The 15,376-nt window shown below is 61.6% G+C and carries 15 protein-coding genes and 2 pseudogenes; 9 read left to right on the forward strand and 8 right to left on the reverse strand.

Annotated elements, in window-relative coordinates; all coding sequences use genetic code 11:
• Positions 1–63 precede the first annotated feature (63 nt).
• From BGP02_RS13715 to BGP02_RS13730, 4 genes and pseudogenes are all read left to right on the forward strand, one after another.
• Entirely contained in the window at positions 64–1,287 is a 1,224-nt protein-coding gene (locus BGP02_RS13715) for a CaiB/BaiF CoA transferase family protein (RefSeq protein WP_286798719.1), read from the forward strand.
• 208 nt (positions 1,288–1,495) lie between these two features.
• Positions 1,496–1,615: pseudogene (locus BGP02_RS13720) on the forward strand (enoyl-CoA hydratase); the annotation flags it as partial.
• A gap of 44 nt (positions 1,616–1,659) precedes the next feature.
• The gene (locus tag BGP02_RS13725; protein WP_286798780.1) at positions 1,660–2,451 is read left to right on the forward strand and encodes an enoyl-CoA hydratase-related protein; all 792 of its coding nucleotides are present in this window, start codon (positions 1,660–1,662) and stop codon (positions 2,449–2,451) included.
• Between the two features lie 99 nt (positions 2,452–2,550).
• Entirely contained in the window at positions 2,551–3,864 is a 1,314-nt protein-coding gene (locus BGP02_RS13730) for an MFS transporter (RefSeq protein WP_261938852.1), read from the forward strand.
• A 277-nt stretch (positions 3,865–4,141) separates the two neighbouring features.
• On the opposite strand, the gene BGP02_RS13735 is transcribed toward BGP02_RS13730, so the two are convergent.
• The 3 genes from BGP02_RS13735 to BGP02_RS13745 are packed head-to-tail and all read right to left on the reverse strand — an operon-like array spanning position 4,142 to position 5,807.
• Entirely contained in the window at positions 4,142–4,873 is a 732-nt protein-coding gene (locus BGP02_RS13735) for an ABC transporter substrate-binding protein (protein WP_150564173.1), read from the reverse strand.
• A gap of 2 nt (positions 4,874–4,875) precedes the next feature.
• Entirely contained in the window at positions 4,876–5,004 is a 129-nt protein-coding gene (locus BGP02_RS13740) for a hypothetical protein (RefSeq protein ID WP_286798720.1), read from the reverse strand.
• 53 nt (positions 5,005–5,057) lie between these two features.
• Entirely contained in the window at positions 5,058–5,807 is a 750-nt protein-coding gene (locus BGP02_RS13745; protein ID WP_369751549.1) for a GntR family transcriptional regulator, read from the reverse strand.
• Between the two features lie 146 nt (positions 5,808–5,953).
• Here BGP02_RS13745 and BGP02_RS13750 point away from each other — a divergent pair, with 146 nt between their 5' ends.
• The 4 genes from BGP02_RS13750 (at position 5,954) to BGP02_RS13765 (ending at position 10,269) form a co-directional block, all read left to right on the forward strand.
• Complete coding sequence (locus BGP02_RS13750; protein ID WP_261938851.1) at positions 5,954–7,252, forward strand: MFS transporter; 1,299 nt, start codon at positions 5,954–5,956, stop codon at positions 7,250–7,252.
• 73 nt (positions 7,253–7,325) lie between these two features.
• Positions 7,326–8,060: a maleate cis-trans isomerase family protein gene (locus BGP02_RS13755; protein WP_286798721.1), complete on the forward strand. Its 735-nt coding sequence runs from the start codon at positions 7,326–7,328 to the stop codon at positions 8,058–8,060.
• Between the two features lie 4 nt (positions 8,061–8,064).
• Entirely contained in the window at positions 8,065–9,480 is a 1,416-nt protein-coding gene (gene hydA / locus BGP02_RS13760) for a dihydropyrimidinase (protein WP_286798722.1), read from the forward strand.
• 30 nt (positions 9,481–9,510) lie between these two features.
• Positions 9,511–10,269: an aspartate/glutamate racemase family protein gene (locus BGP02_RS13765; protein ID WP_286798723.1), complete on the forward strand. Its 759-nt coding sequence runs from the start codon at positions 9,511–9,513 to the stop codon at positions 10,267–10,269.
• A 28-nt stretch (positions 10,270–10,297) separates the two neighbouring features.
• Here the strand turns inward: BGP02_RS13765 and BGP02_RS13770 are convergent, their stop codons facing one another.
• The 4 genes from BGP02_RS13770 to BGP02_RS13785 form a co-directional block, all read right to left on the reverse strand.
• Positions 10,298–11,761, reverse strand: coding sequence for a heavy metal sensor histidine kinase (locus tag BGP02_RS13770; RefSeq protein ID WP_261938848.1), 1,464 nt, complete (start codon positions 11,759–11,761; stop codon positions 10,298–10,300).
• Positions 11,758–12,435, reverse strand: a complete 678-nt coding sequence (locus BGP02_RS13775) for a heavy metal response regulator transcription factor (protein ID WP_130025430.1) — start codon at positions 12,433–12,435, stop codon at positions 11,758–11,760. Before BGP02_RS13775 ends, BGP02_RS13770 begins: the two co-directional genes overlap by 4 nt.
• 257 nt (positions 12,436–12,692) lie before the next feature.
• On the reverse strand, positions 12,693–12,989 hold the full coding sequence (locus BGP02_RS13780; RefSeq protein ID WP_261938847.1) for a DUF4148 domain-containing protein: 297 nt from the start codon (positions 12,987–12,989) through the stop codon (positions 12,693–12,695).
• 217 nt (positions 12,990–13,206) lie between these two features.
• Positions 13,207–13,833, reverse strand: a complete 627-nt coding sequence (locus BGP02_RS13785) for a LysE family translocator (protein ID WP_268567544.1) — start codon at positions 13,831–13,833, stop codon at positions 13,207–13,209.
• A gap of 396 nt (positions 13,834–14,229) precedes the next feature.
• Between BGP02_RS13785 and ribA the strand changes: the two genes are divergently transcribed.
• Positions 14,230–14,877 (forward strand): GTP cyclohydrolase II, encoded by a 648-nt coding sequence (gene ribA / locus BGP02_RS13790; RefSeq protein WP_017232419.1) that lies wholly within the window; start codon positions 14,230–14,232, stop codon positions 14,875–14,877.
• Between the two features lie 208 nt (positions 14,878–15,085).
• Here ribA and BGP02_RS13795 read toward each other — a convergent pair.
• A pseudogene (locus tag BGP02_RS13795) lies at positions 15,086–15,251 on the reverse strand (IS3 family transposase); the annotation flags it as partial.
• Positions 15,252–15,376 lie beyond the last annotated feature (125 nt).

The following is a 15,376-nucleotide window of genomic DNA, read 5'->3' on the forward strand; positions in this document are numbered from 1 at the left end:
TTCTCAATGGCTGCAAATCGGTGACACGAATGTCATTTGCAGCGCAGAACCGGATAGGAAAAAATGATAAGAGACAGTCTTCGAGGCGTACGCGTGCTGGATTTTTCGCACGTGCTGGCCGGGCCGGTTTGCTCCATGATGCTGGCCGATTTCGGTGCGGACGTGGTCAAGATCGAGCCGCCGTTCGGTGAGCTGGGGCGCAAGATCGGGCCACCATGGATCAACGGCGAGAGCGTCGCCAATCTCAGTGTCAATCGCAACAAGCGCAGTCTGGCGATAGATCTGAAAACCGAGGCTGGCCAGCGAACGATAAGGGAGATGGTTCGGCAGGCCGATGTGATTGTCGAGAACTTCCGGCCCGGCGTCATGGCAACGTGGGGTCTGGATTATGCGTCGCTTGAAGCAACTCACGGCAAGCTTGTTTACTGCTCGATCTCCGCGTTTGGACAAACCGGCGCCTCGCGCTGTCGTCCCGCCGTGGACGGCATCATTCAGGCCGCCAGCGGGCTGATGAGCACGCTCGGTGAGCCAGGTTCGGCGCCGTTGAAGGTACCGGTTCCTGTGGCTGACATGGTGGGCGGCTATATGGCCACTATCGCCGTGCTCGCAGCGCTGCACGAGGTACATCGCGGTGGCGTAGGCCAGCATCTGGACATCAGCTTGTTTACGGCAGCTATTGCGCTGCAGCAGGTCGGCTTCACGTCGTTTCTCGCCTCCGATACCAACCCGGAGAAGGTCGGCAGTGCCGCGCCTTATGCGTCTCCCAACGAAGCCTTCCAAACCCGTGACGGCTGGCTGATGATTGCCGCTTATCACCCGCACAGATGGGTGTCGCTTTGCGAGGCGGTTGACTTGCCGCATCTCGAATCGGACCCACGCTTTGTCACCAACACGGATCGCGTGCGCAATCGGGCTGCCCTGCGCCGCGCGCTGGGGGAATGCTTTGCGACCCGCACCACATCTGAATGGCTCGACCTGTTAGCCGCTCGCGACATTCTGTGCGCTCCGGTTTCGACGTACAGGGAGGTGGTGGATTCTCGCGAGTATCGCGAAAGCGGAATCGATTCTAGCGTCGATCATCCGATTGCCGGCAAGGTGCGGCTGCCTGGCTTTGCCCTTGGCAAAAGCGACGACGCGCGTGGAGCAGATGTCGCCGCGCCGCTAGTCGGGCAGCACTCAATTGAGGTTCTCGCGGAATACGGTGTTACCCACGAGGAGATCACCAGGCTGATCGGCCTGGGCGTGATTCAGACCGCCGCTACGCAAGATGCGCCGGTCGCTCTGTAGGAGGTGGGGGTGACGTGCGCTCCCGTACTTGTCGAGAAGCATCGACGGGGCACGTTGCTCAGGCTGGCATCTGACAATCCATGCAATCCGCTAACTGACGCGCTTGGTCGGATCGATGCCGACGACCCAGTGCATGCAACTTTCATCACTGGCTCAGACAAGACATTTGCAGCGGGCGCTGACATATGCCCATCCGTTGAGTCGTCGCCTGGGCGACGGTCTGTTATTCGAGCGACGGCTTTTTCATGCTGGCTTCGCGTTGCACGATCAGAAGGAAGGCATGGCGGCGTTCTTGCAGAAGCGAGCGCCGGAATTTTTCAATAAGTGAGTATCTGTATGAATCGCTACGCAATGAACACCAGACAGGATGTCATGACGACCGACGACGCTCAAAGCGAAGGATTGGTCTTGACCCGCGTCGTCAACGGCGTGATGACAATCACGCTGAATGAACCGAAAACCGGTAACGCGCTCGATGTGGCGATGACCGAAGCGTTGGCAGACGCCCTGGAGCGGGCGAGCGGGCTTTCGAACGTGCACTGCGTTTTGCTCCGGTCCTCGGGCAAGCATTTCTGCACGGGTGGCAACGTGAAAGACATGGAGGCTGGCGCCGATCTGATGCAAGGCTCTGTCGAGGCGGTCAGGGAGCGCCTCGCGGGTAGCCTGCATCGCATTCCCCGCGCGTTGCATGCGTTGCCGGTGCCATCTATCGCTGCCGTCAATGGTGCCGCAGTGGGCGCGGGATTCGATGTTGCATTGATGTGCGATTTGCGCATTGCCGCGGAAAATGCCCGTTTCTCGGAAAGCTTTCTGCGACTGGGTTTGGTCTCTGGCATCGGCGGGGCCTGGTTCCTTACTCGGATTGTCGGGGTCGCCAAGACAATGGAGTTGACGCTGACCAGCGAATTCATCGATGCGTTCCAAGCGCTTGATGCCGGCATCGTCTCGCGAGTCGTGGCCGTCGATGCATTGGACGCGGAGGCGGTGCGACTGGCTGAAACAATCGCCAACAGCCCTCCACACGCTTTGCGAATGGCCAAGCAACTGGTTCGCCAATCGGCGGAAGCATCGTTGCCGACAGCCTTGGAGATGGCCGCATCGATGCAGGCCATTCTTCTTTGCGGTGAAGAGCACAAGGCCGCGGTTCGCCGGTTTCTCAAGTGAAGCGTTGGCAGACGACGTGCGCTATGTAATACAAATAAAAATCAATGGAAGGAGACAGTCATGAACACGCATCATCGCCAACCGGCGGCGCTACGGCAAATGTTGAAGATCATCACAACCTCGAGCTTGGGAACGATGCTCGAGTACTACGACTTCTTCGTGTACGTCGCGCTGACGGGCACACTGACGCAATTGTTTCTGCCGTCGCAGGACAGAACCGTCGCTGCGCTCGCGGGCGTCGCGACTTTTGGCATTGCTTACCTCGCGCGACCCATCGGCACGATTATCTTTAGCCCTATGGCGGATCGTATCGGGCGCAAAAAGACCTTTGTCATCACACTTGTGTTGATGGGTGTCGCGACTGTCGGCATCGGTTGCTTGCCGACTTATGGCGCAGTCGGGGTGGCCGCACCCGTCGCCTTGCTGGTGCTGCGCGTTACGCAAGGCATTGCGCTCGGTGGGGAGTATGGCTCAGCTGTGGTCTATGTGGTCGAATACGCACCGCAGGACAAGCGCGGCATGTTCACGAGCGTCTTGCAGAGCACGGCCGGGGTCGGCCTGTTGCTCGCCCTGGCGATAGTGTCTGCATTGCGACTGACGCTTGACGCCCACGCATTCGCCACTTGGGGTTGGCGCGTGCCTTTCCTGGTCTCCGCACCGATCGTCGCGATTGCAACGATGATTCGGTTGGGCATGAAGGAGACGCCGGTGTTCGTGGAAATGCAGGCAAGCGGGCGTTTGTCGAAAGCGCCCCTGTCCGACACGGTGACCAGCAAATCCTCATGGAAAGCCATTCTGGTTGCGATTTTCGGTGCCCAAGGGGGCACTTCGGTATCGTTGTACACGTCGATTGTCTACATGCTGTACTTTCTGCAGAACGTGCTCAAGGTGGAACCGACTCACGCCAGTCTTTGCGTGGCGGTTGGCATCATAATCGCGACGCCTATGTTCCCGGTGTTTGGCCGCTTATCCGATCGAATCGGACGAGCACGGGTGATGTTCATCGGCATACTGCTATGGATGGCCAGCGCGTATCCGACCTTTGCCGGGATCCGCACGGGTGTGCTCAACGAGGCCTGGGGTGTGGTCGCGGCACTTATTACGGTACTCGCCGTGTTGACCGCCATGATCATGGCGCCGCTACCCGCATTTATCGCCGAGTGCTTTCCGCCTCAGAGTCGGACAACCGGATTCGGACTGGCGCAGCAACTGGGCAACATCCTGTTCGGCGGATTTTTACCGCTCATCAGCCTGTCGCTGGTAGCGCTGACCGGCAACCAACTGGCAGGGGTGGCCTATTCGATTGCGTCACTGGTGCCCTGTCTTGCGGTTACCTATTTCTGGGGATTAAAACGAGATCGCGCCAATCGCCGGCCGGATTTGATGAACGCGCCGGCACCGGCTGGCAAATAATACGTCCGGCAACACTTTGCCCTCACGTGCTGTCGGTGAACACAGCGATAATCCGCAAATTATCGCTGTGGAGCATGACCGGTCCAGGCATGTCCGTCAGCATTCATGGAGCAACAAATCAGCTGCATGTGGCGACAGTCCATGACGGGGATGATCGGCAAGTGTGAACTTCACACATCGTCGACGCATGTTCGATTCGGAGAAGGAGCTTCGACGATGACGAATCGGTCAACTTTCGTTCGCCGCCTTTGGCTTCGTGGTGGATGCGTAAGTCGCCTCACGCCGCAGGCGCAACGCTGACCCCCGTCACACCATGACGTTGCATGGCATCTGCCACGAAACCCTCGCGTTTCATGTCTTCCACAAACGTCTTCAGAAATGCCACAGCCGCCTCGCCGCGCGTGATCGGCATACCCATGGCTTGCTGAATGACCATGAAACGCTCGTCGAGCAGCCGATAGCCCGTCAGTGCGGCCACGTCGTGTTCGAGCTGTTGCTTCACGCCAGCGGCCACTTCACAGCCCGTTTCGATGAACGTCTTGACCACCGTCGGCGACGTGGGCGCGCGCACGATGTCCGCGTGCTTGAGTTCGCGCGTCAGGAACAGGTCATACGCGCTGCCTTTACCGACGACCACGCGCGTGCCCGCCTGATCGACCTCGGCGTTGGTCTTCACCGGCGAGGCGTCGCGCACCAGGTAAAAGCCTTCGATAAGCAAGTACGGTGCCGTGAAACCGATCGTCGTGGCGCGGCGCGGATCGATGGCGAAAAAGCCCACGTCGGCCTGCTCGTTCGTCACCGTCTCCACCGATTTGCCGGCGGCATCGACCACGACAAGCGCAAGCTCGACGCCCAACCGCTTCGCCAATTCACCCGCCAGATCGACTGAAATGCCGACCGGCCTGGATTGGGCGTCAAGCCCCGCCAGAATCGGATTGCCAAGGTTGATGCAGGCACGCAGCACGCCAGTCGGCGCAAACGCGGCAAGGAGAGTCGAATCGAGCGTCATGGTCAGGATCGGGAGGTCTGGGGTTCGAGAATATCGGCAATCTTGCCGATGGCGTCGATGGTGTGGCGCAGAGGGGCGTTCGGTACACCGGTACCGGCCGTAAGATTGGCTTGCGCCAACGCCCAGGCCATCCCGACGCGCCTTCTCACCAGTGTCCCTGCGGCCGATGCGTGGGCGCGACGCGTCAGCTTGCCCCGATCTCGCGTCCGCGACGGTGGGGTTCGCCGAGCCGAATGGCCTCGGCGACCACGCTCAGCACTTCGGTCCCTGTGTTCTCGGAGTGCGCCTTGAGCACCTCGCCCAAGTGCGGCCGTCCGGCTTCGCGCAGGGCCGCCATGATCCGGTCGTGCTCTTCGTGCGATTCCTGCCAACGCGAAAGATCCGCGTTCGCGGCGCCGCGTGCGCGGTGCACCTTGCTCATTAATGTGGCATAGAGCGACGAGAGCACCGGGTTGCCCGCGCCGTCCACGATCATCTGGTGAATCTGCTGGTTGATCCGGAAGTACTCCGTTCGAAGCCCCTTGCCGTGCGCGTCGAGCATCTGCTCGTGCTTCCGTTCGATCGCGGCCAGCGCGCTCTCGGTCAATCGCCGAGACGCCAGTTCGCCCGCCATGCCCTCCAGGCCATGGAGGACTTCAAACGTCGCGCGAAGCTCGTCGAGATCGAGTGGCGCGACCCGGTAGCCGATGTATTGCCGGTGCAGCACCAGCCCCTCGGACACCAGCGTCTTGAGCGCTTCACGCAACGGCGTCTTCGAGACGTCGAACATTTCGCAAAGCGCCTTCTCGTCAATACGCTCGCCCGGCGGCAGCTCGCCTTCTTCGATCATGACGCGCAAGCGCGCCGTAATCTCGGCCGCCATGCCTAGCGTGCGGAGTTTGAGGGACTTCTGGAGGGGGAGGGTCACGGTCTCGAGCGTGTTTATCAGTGTCATAAACATCCTACCATATAGGGAAATCCCTAGAATAGATTTCAATGAAATCAATTATTTACCGATATTGTAATTACAGATTACAGATTCTATACTCACTCTCAAGTCGCGACGAAAGCTATGTAAGTCATCTACTCTGGAGATTCACCATGCAGTCGACAGGCAGGGTTGCCGCTATGGCAGGCACGAAGAGCGCTGTGCGCTGGAAGATTTTTTTCTTGATGCTGTGTCTGATCTCGATCAACTACATCGATCGGGCGTCGTTGTCGGTGGCCATGCCGCTGATCTCGAAGGAGTTCGACCTCACGCCCGCGATGGAAGGGTTGATCCTGAGCGGATTCTTCTGGACGTATGCCGTCATGCAGATTCCGGGCGGTATGCTGGCCGACAAACACAAGCCGCGCATCGTGATCGCGCTGGCCACGGTCTTCTGGGGCATCTTTCAGGCGGCGGCCGCCCTGTGCACCAATGCCACGTCGTTGCTGCTCACGCGTTTCGGGCTCGGCGCGGCCGAGGCACCGATCTATCCGGCAGGCGGCAAGTTGAATGCCATCTGGATGACGCAGTATGAACGCGGGCGCGGCGCCACGTTGCTCGACGGCGGCGCGCCGCTGGGCGCCGCCCTGGGTGCCATCATCATCACCTGGCTCATCACGATGCTTGGCTCATGGCGTCTGGCCTTCGTCGTCGCGGGCGTTGGCACCGTGCTCGCCGGCTACGTCGCCTGGCGCTACATTCGCAATACCCCGCGCGAACACCCGGGCGTGAACGACGAAGAGGCGACCTACATCGAGGAAGCGCAAGCAAACGAGCACCGCGCCGAACCGGCCAACCTCTCCGGTCGTTCGCTCGATTTCTTCAAATACCGTTCCGTGTGGTGCATGGCGCTGGGCTGGATGTGCTTCAACACGGTCTTCTACGGGCTGCTGACCTGGATGCCGAACTACCTCCACAAGGTTCACGGGTTCGATATCAAGCAAATGGGCGGCGCCAGCTTCATCATCTTCTTCTGCGGCTTTATCGGCGAGCTGTTCGGCGGCTGGGTCGGCGACAAGTGGAAGGCCGCGGGCGGCTCACCCAACAAGGTCATGCGTACCCTCTTCGGCATAGCCGCCGTGATCGCGACCGCATCGATCTTCTCCGTGGCGTATGTGAAGAGCGATGTCATCACCGTGGTGCTGCTGTCCTCGACGCTCTTCTTCCTGCGCTGGTGCGGCCTGTACTGGTGCATTCCGTCCATTCTCGGCACGCGCAACAAGGTCGGGTTCCTCGGCGGGGTGATGAATCTCGGCGGCAACATCGGGGGCATCAGTGTGCCGCTGATCGTCGGCGTGATCGTGCAGACCACCGGCTCGTATTTCCTCGCGCTGATGTTCTTCGCGGCCGCTGGTGTCGGGCTGTTCATCTGCTCGACGCTGATCGACTACGAACGCAAGCTTCCGGTTTGATTTTTCAGACACACGTTTCTCCCTTGATCGGCACGCCGCCCAGGCGGCCGGTCATCGCATTTTTGGTACGACCATGACGACCCAAAAACGTAAATTGCTTGGCATGCTCACGCCGTCTTCCAACACCGCGCTGGAACCGATTACCAGCGCGATGGTGGCTGACCTCGATCATGTCTCTGTCCATTTCTCCCGCTTTCGCGTCACGCAGATTTCTCTCGGCGAGAACGCGCTTGGCCAATTCGACCTGGAAAAGATTCTCGACGCAGCGCGGCTCCTCGCCGACGCCGAAGTCGATGTCATCGCGTGGAATGGCACTTCCGCCGGATGGCTGGGCTTCGAGACCGACGAAGCGCTGTGCCGACAGATCACCGAAACGACAGGCATTCCCGCCACCACGTCCGTGCTGGCGCTCAACGAGATCCTCGCGCGCACGGGAGTGACAGAACTCGGTCTCGTGACCCCGTATCTGGAAGACGTGCAGCAACGCATCGTCGCGAACTATGCGCGTCGAGGCATTCGTTGCACGGCAGAGCGCCATCTGGGGCTGAGCAAGAACTTCGAGTTTTCCGAGGTCAGCGCGCAGACGCTGGAGTCGCTCGTCAACGAGGTGGCTCAAGCGCGCCCGCAAGCCATCACCACGTTCTGCACCAACCTGCACGCCGCGCCGCTCGCCCGCGCGCTGGAAGCCAAGACCGGCATTCCCGTGTACGACACCATCTCGACGGTGCTCTGGAAGTCGCTGCGGCTCGCCGGCGTCGACACGCGCGCCCTGAGCGGCTGGGGTCAACTGTTCCAGCAAGGAGAGTAAGACGATGAGCGACACCTTCGATCTGGTCATTCGGCACGCCGATGTGGTCACGGCCGCCGATCGTTTTACTTGCGACATCGGCGTGCGCGACGGCGTGATCGCCGCTCTGGGCCGGAACCTGGCCAGCGGTGCGCGTGAGGTCGACGCCTCGGGATTGCTCGCGCTGCCCGGCGGTGTCGACGGCCACTGCCATCTCGACCAGCCGATGCCGGACGGCCTGCGCATGGCCGATGACTTCTTCACCGGTACGCGCGCCGCCGTGTGCGGCGGCACGACGACGGTGATCCCGTTTGCCGCGCAAGAGAAGGGCGGTTCGTTGCGCGCCGCCGTCGACGACTATCACCGCCGCGCCGAAGGGCGCGCGGTGGTGGACTACGGGTTCCATCTGATCGTTGCGGACCCAACGGAGAAGGTGCTCCGCGAAGAACTGCCGCAATTGATTCGCGAAGGGTACACGTCGTTCAAGATCTACATGACCTACGACGATCTGAAGCTCTCGGACCGCGAGATTCTGGAAGTGCTGTCCGTGGCCCGCGAGCATGGCGCGCTGGTGATGGTGCATGCGGAGAATTCGGATTGCATCGCATGGCTGACGGACAAGCTCGTCGGGCAGGGTCGCATTGCGCCGAAGTTCCATGGCCTCGCGCGGCCGGCGGCCGTCGAGCGCGAAGCCACGCACCGCGCGATCACCTTCGCCGAACTGGTCGACGTGCCGATCCTGATTGTTCATGTCTCGGGCAAGGATGCCATCGGTCAGATTCGCTGGGCACAGGGCCGTGGCATGCAGATTCTGGCCGAGACCTGCCCGCAATATCTGTATCTGAGCGCCGAGGACATGAATCATCCGGGCGATGACGGTTACGCGGGCGCCAAATGCGTTTGCAGTCCGCCGCCGCGCGATGCCGACAACCAGGAGGCCGTGTGGAAGGCGTTGAAGCAAGGCGTGTTCTCGGTGTTCTCGTCGGATCACGCGCCGTTCAACTATGAAGATCCGCAAGGCAAGAAGCCGGGCGGCAAGCCGCAGTCGTTCGAGCATATCCCCAACGGCATTCCCGGCATTGAGACGCGCCTGCCCTTGCTGTTCGATGGCGTGCATCGCGGACGCCTGTCGATTCATCAGTTCGTCGAGCTGACGTCCTACCGTCCGGCGCGGCTTTACGGTCTGTATCCGCGCAAGGGCACCATCGCCGTGGGTGCGGACGCCGACATCGTGCTGTGGGACCCGGAGATGCGCACGACGATTCGCAACACCCAACTGCATCATGCCGTCGACTACACGCCGTACGAGGGGCGCGAGGTCGTCGGTTGGCCGGTGCACTGCTTCTCGCGTGGCGAACAACTCGTCGCCAGTGGGCAATATCTGGCGCCGGTTGCCGGGCGCGGGCGCTTTCTGCCCGCAGACGCGCCGTCGCTGGTGTGACGCAAAACAACGACAGTGGCAGGAGATTTCATGCGCTTACTTGTAGTGAATCCCAACATCTCGACGAGCGTGACGGGGCTGATCGAAGCCGAAGCCCGTCGCGCCGCATCGCCGGAGACGACGCTCGCCTTCGCGACGGCGTCGTTCGGCGTGGCCTACATCGAGACGCGTTTCGAAGCGCTCGTCGGCGGCTATGCCACGGCGTGTGCTGCTGCGGAACAGACGGGCACGTTCGATGGTCTCGTGGTGGCGGCGTTCGGCGACCCGGGGTTAGGGGGGATCAAGGAGCTATTCGACGTGCCGGTGGTCGGCATGACCGAAGCGGCGTTGGCGAGCGCGTGCCTGCTCGGCGCGCGCTTTTCGATCATTGCCATCTCGCACCGGATTCAAGCCTGGTATCGGGAGTGTGTCGAAGCGAACGGGCTGACGTCGCGGCTCGCCAGCATTCGCAGCCTGACGTCGCCGTTGCGCGATATTGCGACCGTGCAGGAGGACCACGCAGAGCGCCTCATCGAACTGAGTCGGCAAGCCGTGGAGGAAGACGGCGCAGACGTGATCGTGGTGGCGGGTGCGCCGCTGGCAGGACTGGCGCGGACATTGCGCGATCGCATTCCGGTGCCGGTCGTCGATGGCGTTTCCAGCGCGGTCCGGCATTGCGAGTCGCTGGTGGCATTGCAGCCGGGCGTGGCGCGGCTGGGCAGTTTTCAGCGCCCGCCCGCGAAGCCGCACGCGGGGCTGCCGCTCGCCGTGAGCCGGATGCTTGAAGCGCCCGGGGCACGGGACGTTTGATGCCGGAGATTGCCCGGCAAAAACACCGTCACCGTTGGGGCCACGACAGGCAGAATGTCGTTCTGCCGTCGCGGCTCGTGACGGCGACGCGCCCGTCGTGAAGCCCCATGATCGTTTGCACAATGGCGAGCCCCAACCCGGCCGAAGCGCCGCTGGTGCCGACGCCCGACGGCTGCCGACGTGATTTGTCCCCCCGGTAGAAGCGGTCGAAAATGCGTTCGATATCTTCATCGTCGATCGCGACGCCGGGGTTGGACACGGATACGTCGACTCGGCCTGCCTTGACCTCGGCGGAAATTTCAATCGTGCCGACATGGGTATGCCGGATCGCATTGGCGAGCAGGTTCCCCACGGCTCTGCGGAACAATTCCAAATCGGCTTTCAGCATCGTATCGGCGCGGCCTGATACGTGAATCGCCGACCCGGCCTCGTCTGCCAACCCTTCAAAATAGCCGGCTATGTTCCCGAGTTCGTCGGCAACATTGAACACTTGCATATGGGTAATGAATTGGGGGTGCTCCGCTCGCGCGAGAAACAGCACGTTCTCGATCATCCGCGACAGGCGGTCGCACTCCTCGAGATTCGACGCCAGCAAATTTTCATATTCGTCGACGCTACGCGGTCGACGAAGGGCGACCTCGGTTGCCCCTTTGATGTTGCCAATGGGCGTTCGCATGTCATGGGCGAGGTCCGCCGTGAACTGGAACAGTCGCTGAAACCCTTCCTCCAGGCGCGCCAGCATTCGATTGAGCGACATTGCCAACGCGCTGAGTTCCGTTGGCGATTGCACGACCTGTAGGCGGGCATCGAGACGGGTCGCAGTAATGTCGGTGGCGTCAGCGGTCATTTGGCGTAGCGGCCGAAGGGCAAATTGAATCAACAGATAGGTGGCAAGCATCGTGACCAGGCTGCCGACGATGCCCGCCATGGTGAGCTGATCCCGGTATTTGTCCAGCAACCGGAGCGGGGCCCTGACATCGCGAACCACGATCCCGTTCAAACGGGTGCCGTCGCGAAGCTGAACGTCAAATGCAACGCTCCTGACCGGGATTTTCTGATCCGTTGTCCACGCGACGACATCCGACGAGGCGATCTTGGCGTTGTCGGACACGCGCGCCTGCTGCAACGGTATGGTGGCAGGGTCGAGCCGGACGCCTTTGTCCGGTGCGGAATCCAGGTCATCAATGACCTGGTTCGGGCCATAGGAGAGGAGACGATCGCCTTTCGGGTCGAACAGCACGAGGGACAAGGCGCGATCGCCCAGCACGGCACTCACCAAGCGGGGCGTGTGCGACTTCACATCGTCCTTGGTCTCGAGTTCGGACGCCAGACGTCGCACGTGGCGGCTGGCCAGTACGACATCCGAGTCGAGCTCTGTCTTGACCTGACGGTCCAGCGCTACATATAGGTAGCACCCCACGAGGACAAAAACGGCAAGTAGCGTAACGCCGAACGACAGGGCCAGCGTTGCGGCAAGGGAACGGCGAATCATGATTCGTCTCGGACCTCGAGCACATACCCTACGCCACGCACGGTATGTATCAGCTTTAGCGCTTGGTCATCATCGATTTTCGACCGTAGCCGGCGGATGGCAACTTCGACGACGTTGGTGTCGCTGTCGAAGTTCATGTCCCAGACATACGAGGCGATTTGCGTACGCGTGAGCACTTCACCTTGTCGGCCCGCGAGCAGTTGTAACAAGGCAAACTCGCGCGGCGTAAGTTCGATCCGATGGCCGGCCCGTTTGACACGCCGGCGCAGCAGGTCGATCTCCAGATCCCCGACGCGCAGCGTTTCCGAGTCTCGCGGAGGCCCCCGCCTGGCAAGCGTACGGACCCTGGCCAGCAGCTCAACGAAGGCGAAAGGTTTGACGAGATAGTCGTCGCCCCCGGCCTCGAGGCCGCGAACCCGATCGTGGACGTCGTCCAGCGCCGTGAGAAACAACACGGGCGTTCCCTTGGTCGCGCGAAGGCGTTTGACCACGGCCCATCCGTCCATGACGGGAAGCATGACGTCCAGAATGATGACGTCGTACTCCTCTTCCTGCGCAAGCAGGAGCCCTTGCGCGCCATCGGTTGCCAAATCCAACGAGATGCCGGATTCCTCGAATCCCTTTTTCAGGTAGGCGCCGGTCTTCGGTTCATCTTCAATCAACAGAACGCGCATGCTTTGTCGCCTCGGAATAGGCGCGTCGCGCCGCATTGGCCGACGCTACGCTTGCCCATGATAGCCGAACGCGGAACGCGTCTTGAACGCCATATCGGCGATAGTCCGCTCCGGGCGTTGTGTCGGCGCGTTGTCACGTGCGAGCGGCTTCGCGGCGCCTGACCTGTTGACGAGCCGTGCGGCACGGCGGACGAGCCACGGTGCAATTTCCATTGCCGCCGGTGACCGTTCGCCGTGCGCATCAACTCGCGACACGATCACGAGCCAACGTACGTCGCCGCCGCGTCGTTCGTGCTTTGCTGGCTAAGGACTTGCGGTGCCGAGCCAAGGCTCGACGCGCTCGCGGTGTGGGGTTGCGATTGCAGCATGGCTTCTGCAGCCTGAATGTTGTCCGGATAGTGAGTGTTGCTCGCGGAGGGAACATAGCCAGCGTTCTCCATCTGAACGAGCTCATGCTCAACGCTTGCACGTGTTGTCGGCGATGCCTGAGCAAACGACAGGGCGGGGATGGCGAGCGCGCAAGCGACGATGACGGACTTTACGATCGATTTCATGATGTTTTGCCTCAACGGTTTGGTTGTGAGTGCCAACGCGAACACTTCGCGCCGGCCGGTCCCGCCGTGACGTTGGCGTCTCAGCGTTGAAGGCATTTTGCGGTGCGGGGGCTGACCCGATCGTTACTGGGAGATTACAAAAATGAAAGGTGTCGGCGGGGGGGCAGGCAGCAGGGCGGCGGGGCGGGGAAGGTCCCGGAACGCGAGGGAAGCGGCGTTACCGCGTTGAACCGTTCGACGTTGCCAGCGCAGCGACGCCAAGGCTGATGTACAGCAGACCGGTCACATACTTCCCGGCCCCGGGCTTTGCGCGCCGGCGGGTGAGCGCCTTGCCGATGGTGCGCGCGAGTGCCGCGTAAGTGATGTCGCTCAACGCACCGACGCACACGAGCAATACGCCGAGCGTCGCGATTTGCAGCGGCACATGGCCCGACTCGGGGTTCACGAATTGCGGCAGGAAGGCGGCGATGAAGAGCCCCGTCTTCGGATTGAGCAGATTGACGAGAAAGCCTTTCTTGATCGATGTGCCGAGCATGCGTGCTGGCGGCAGCGGCGCGGTGCCGAGCGCCGCGGGTTGGCTGCGCATGGCCTTCACGCCGAGAAAGATGAGATAGGCCGCGCCGAGCGACTTGATCACGCTGAACAGCAGTGGGGAGGCCAGCAACAGGGCGGTCAATCCGCCCGCCGCGAGGGCAACGTGGACAAGCGTGGCCAGCATCACACCAAAGCACGACGCCAACCCGAAGCGAAATCCCTGGCTGGCGCTCGCCGTCGCGATGTAGATCGTATTCGGTCCCGGAATCGCAACGAGCACGGCGACGGTGACCAGAAAGTAGGGAAGCACGGTGATATCGATCATGGGGCAGAGGGAGTGGCGCGATCGGTGACGCAACCGAAGGCGCGGAAGCATTGGCCGGTGTCGCAGGCATGACGGTGCGCTCGGGCATCGTAACATCGTGACGGCTGGCGCAAGGGGGGCACGATGGTCTCGTTGGCGTCCTTGCCGGGTCGGCGCGGCGCGACACGACACGGCGCCGTAGCTGACCCAGTGCACGACGCGCCGCAGCGCGAAATACGTTAGATCGACGCTGGCCGGTTGTCAGCCGATGATCAGGCGCCGTGAAACGGTGTGTTGCATGCCGTTGCGGGCCGAAATTCGGAAATGGCGTTACACTTCTAGCGCACGCCCCGCCATCCGGTGGCGGGCGACTCCCCAATTTCGGCCTGTTTGAACGTCAACATGAAGTCCCCTGGTACTGCCTCTGCCACGCCCGCGTGCGACGCTGGCGAATGCGTCGAGCTTGTCGCAACGGCGACCCTGCCGACCCGATACGGCACCTTCATCTCTCACGCGTTTCGCGTCAAGGGCAGCGACAACGAGCACCTCGCGCTGGTCATGGGCGATGTCGGCGGCGATGCGCCCACGCTCGTGCGTCTGCACTCCGAATGCCTGACGGGGGACGTCTTCGGTTCCTATCGCTGCGATTGCGGAGAGCAACTCGATGCGGGGATGCGCAAGATTGCCGAGGAAGGGCGCGGCGTGATGCTGTACCTGCGGGGACACGAAGGGCGGGGTATTGGCCTGAGCAACAAGATTCGCGCGTATTTGCTGCAGGAACAGGGCCGCGATACCGTCGAGGCCAATCTCGATTTGGGCTTGCCCGACGACGCCCGTGAATACGACTCGGCAGCCGCGATTCTGCGCATTCTCGGCGTGCGTTCGGTGCGCCTCATGAGCAACAATCCGAAGAAGTTCGACACGCTCGCGAAGCACGGTATCCCGGTGTGCGAGCGCGTGGCGCTCGACATCCCGATGCGTGAAGAGAACGAACGTTATATCCGCACCAAGCAGGTCAAGTTCGGACATTACTTCGAAGAGAACGAGTAAGGGAAAATTCAGCGGTGTCCAGCGAGGTCCGGGGTAATTCGATACGTGCTGTAATGCGCTTCGATGCGCGTGTCGCGGCCGAGCTGCCGAGCGGCGAACACATGACCTCTGAGCCATTCCCAGGATTGGGCGCTGCACCGGGAATGGTGGAGACTGGTTGGTTTCAGTTGATGCGTCCAGCGCCTTGAGCCGTTCGCGCTCGTCGGTGGTCGCGCTTGACCCATTCGTGCGGCGCCTGCGACGTACGGCCGATCATTGCTGCAATCGACTCGACCCGCCGCCCGTATCGACGGATGTTCGCTACGCGGCTCGCGCACCAAACGTACTGCTCGCTCGCGAACCGTCGAGGAAAACTTCATTGCCTTCTTGCGCATGGCTCGATTCTTTCAGGAATTCGAGCCTCCACCAAATCCGGGGCGGTGCGGATAGCAGCATCACGTCCAGCGATGGTGTCGGCATTTGAACACTTTCGCCATCGCTGGAGTCACGATTTGCTACA

It is taken from the genome of Pandoraea sp. 64-18 (genome assembly GCF_001899225.1).
Classification (GTDB): domain Bacteria; phylum Pseudomonadota; class Gammaproteobacteria; order Burkholderiales; family Burkholderiaceae; genus Pandoraea; species Pandoraea cepalis.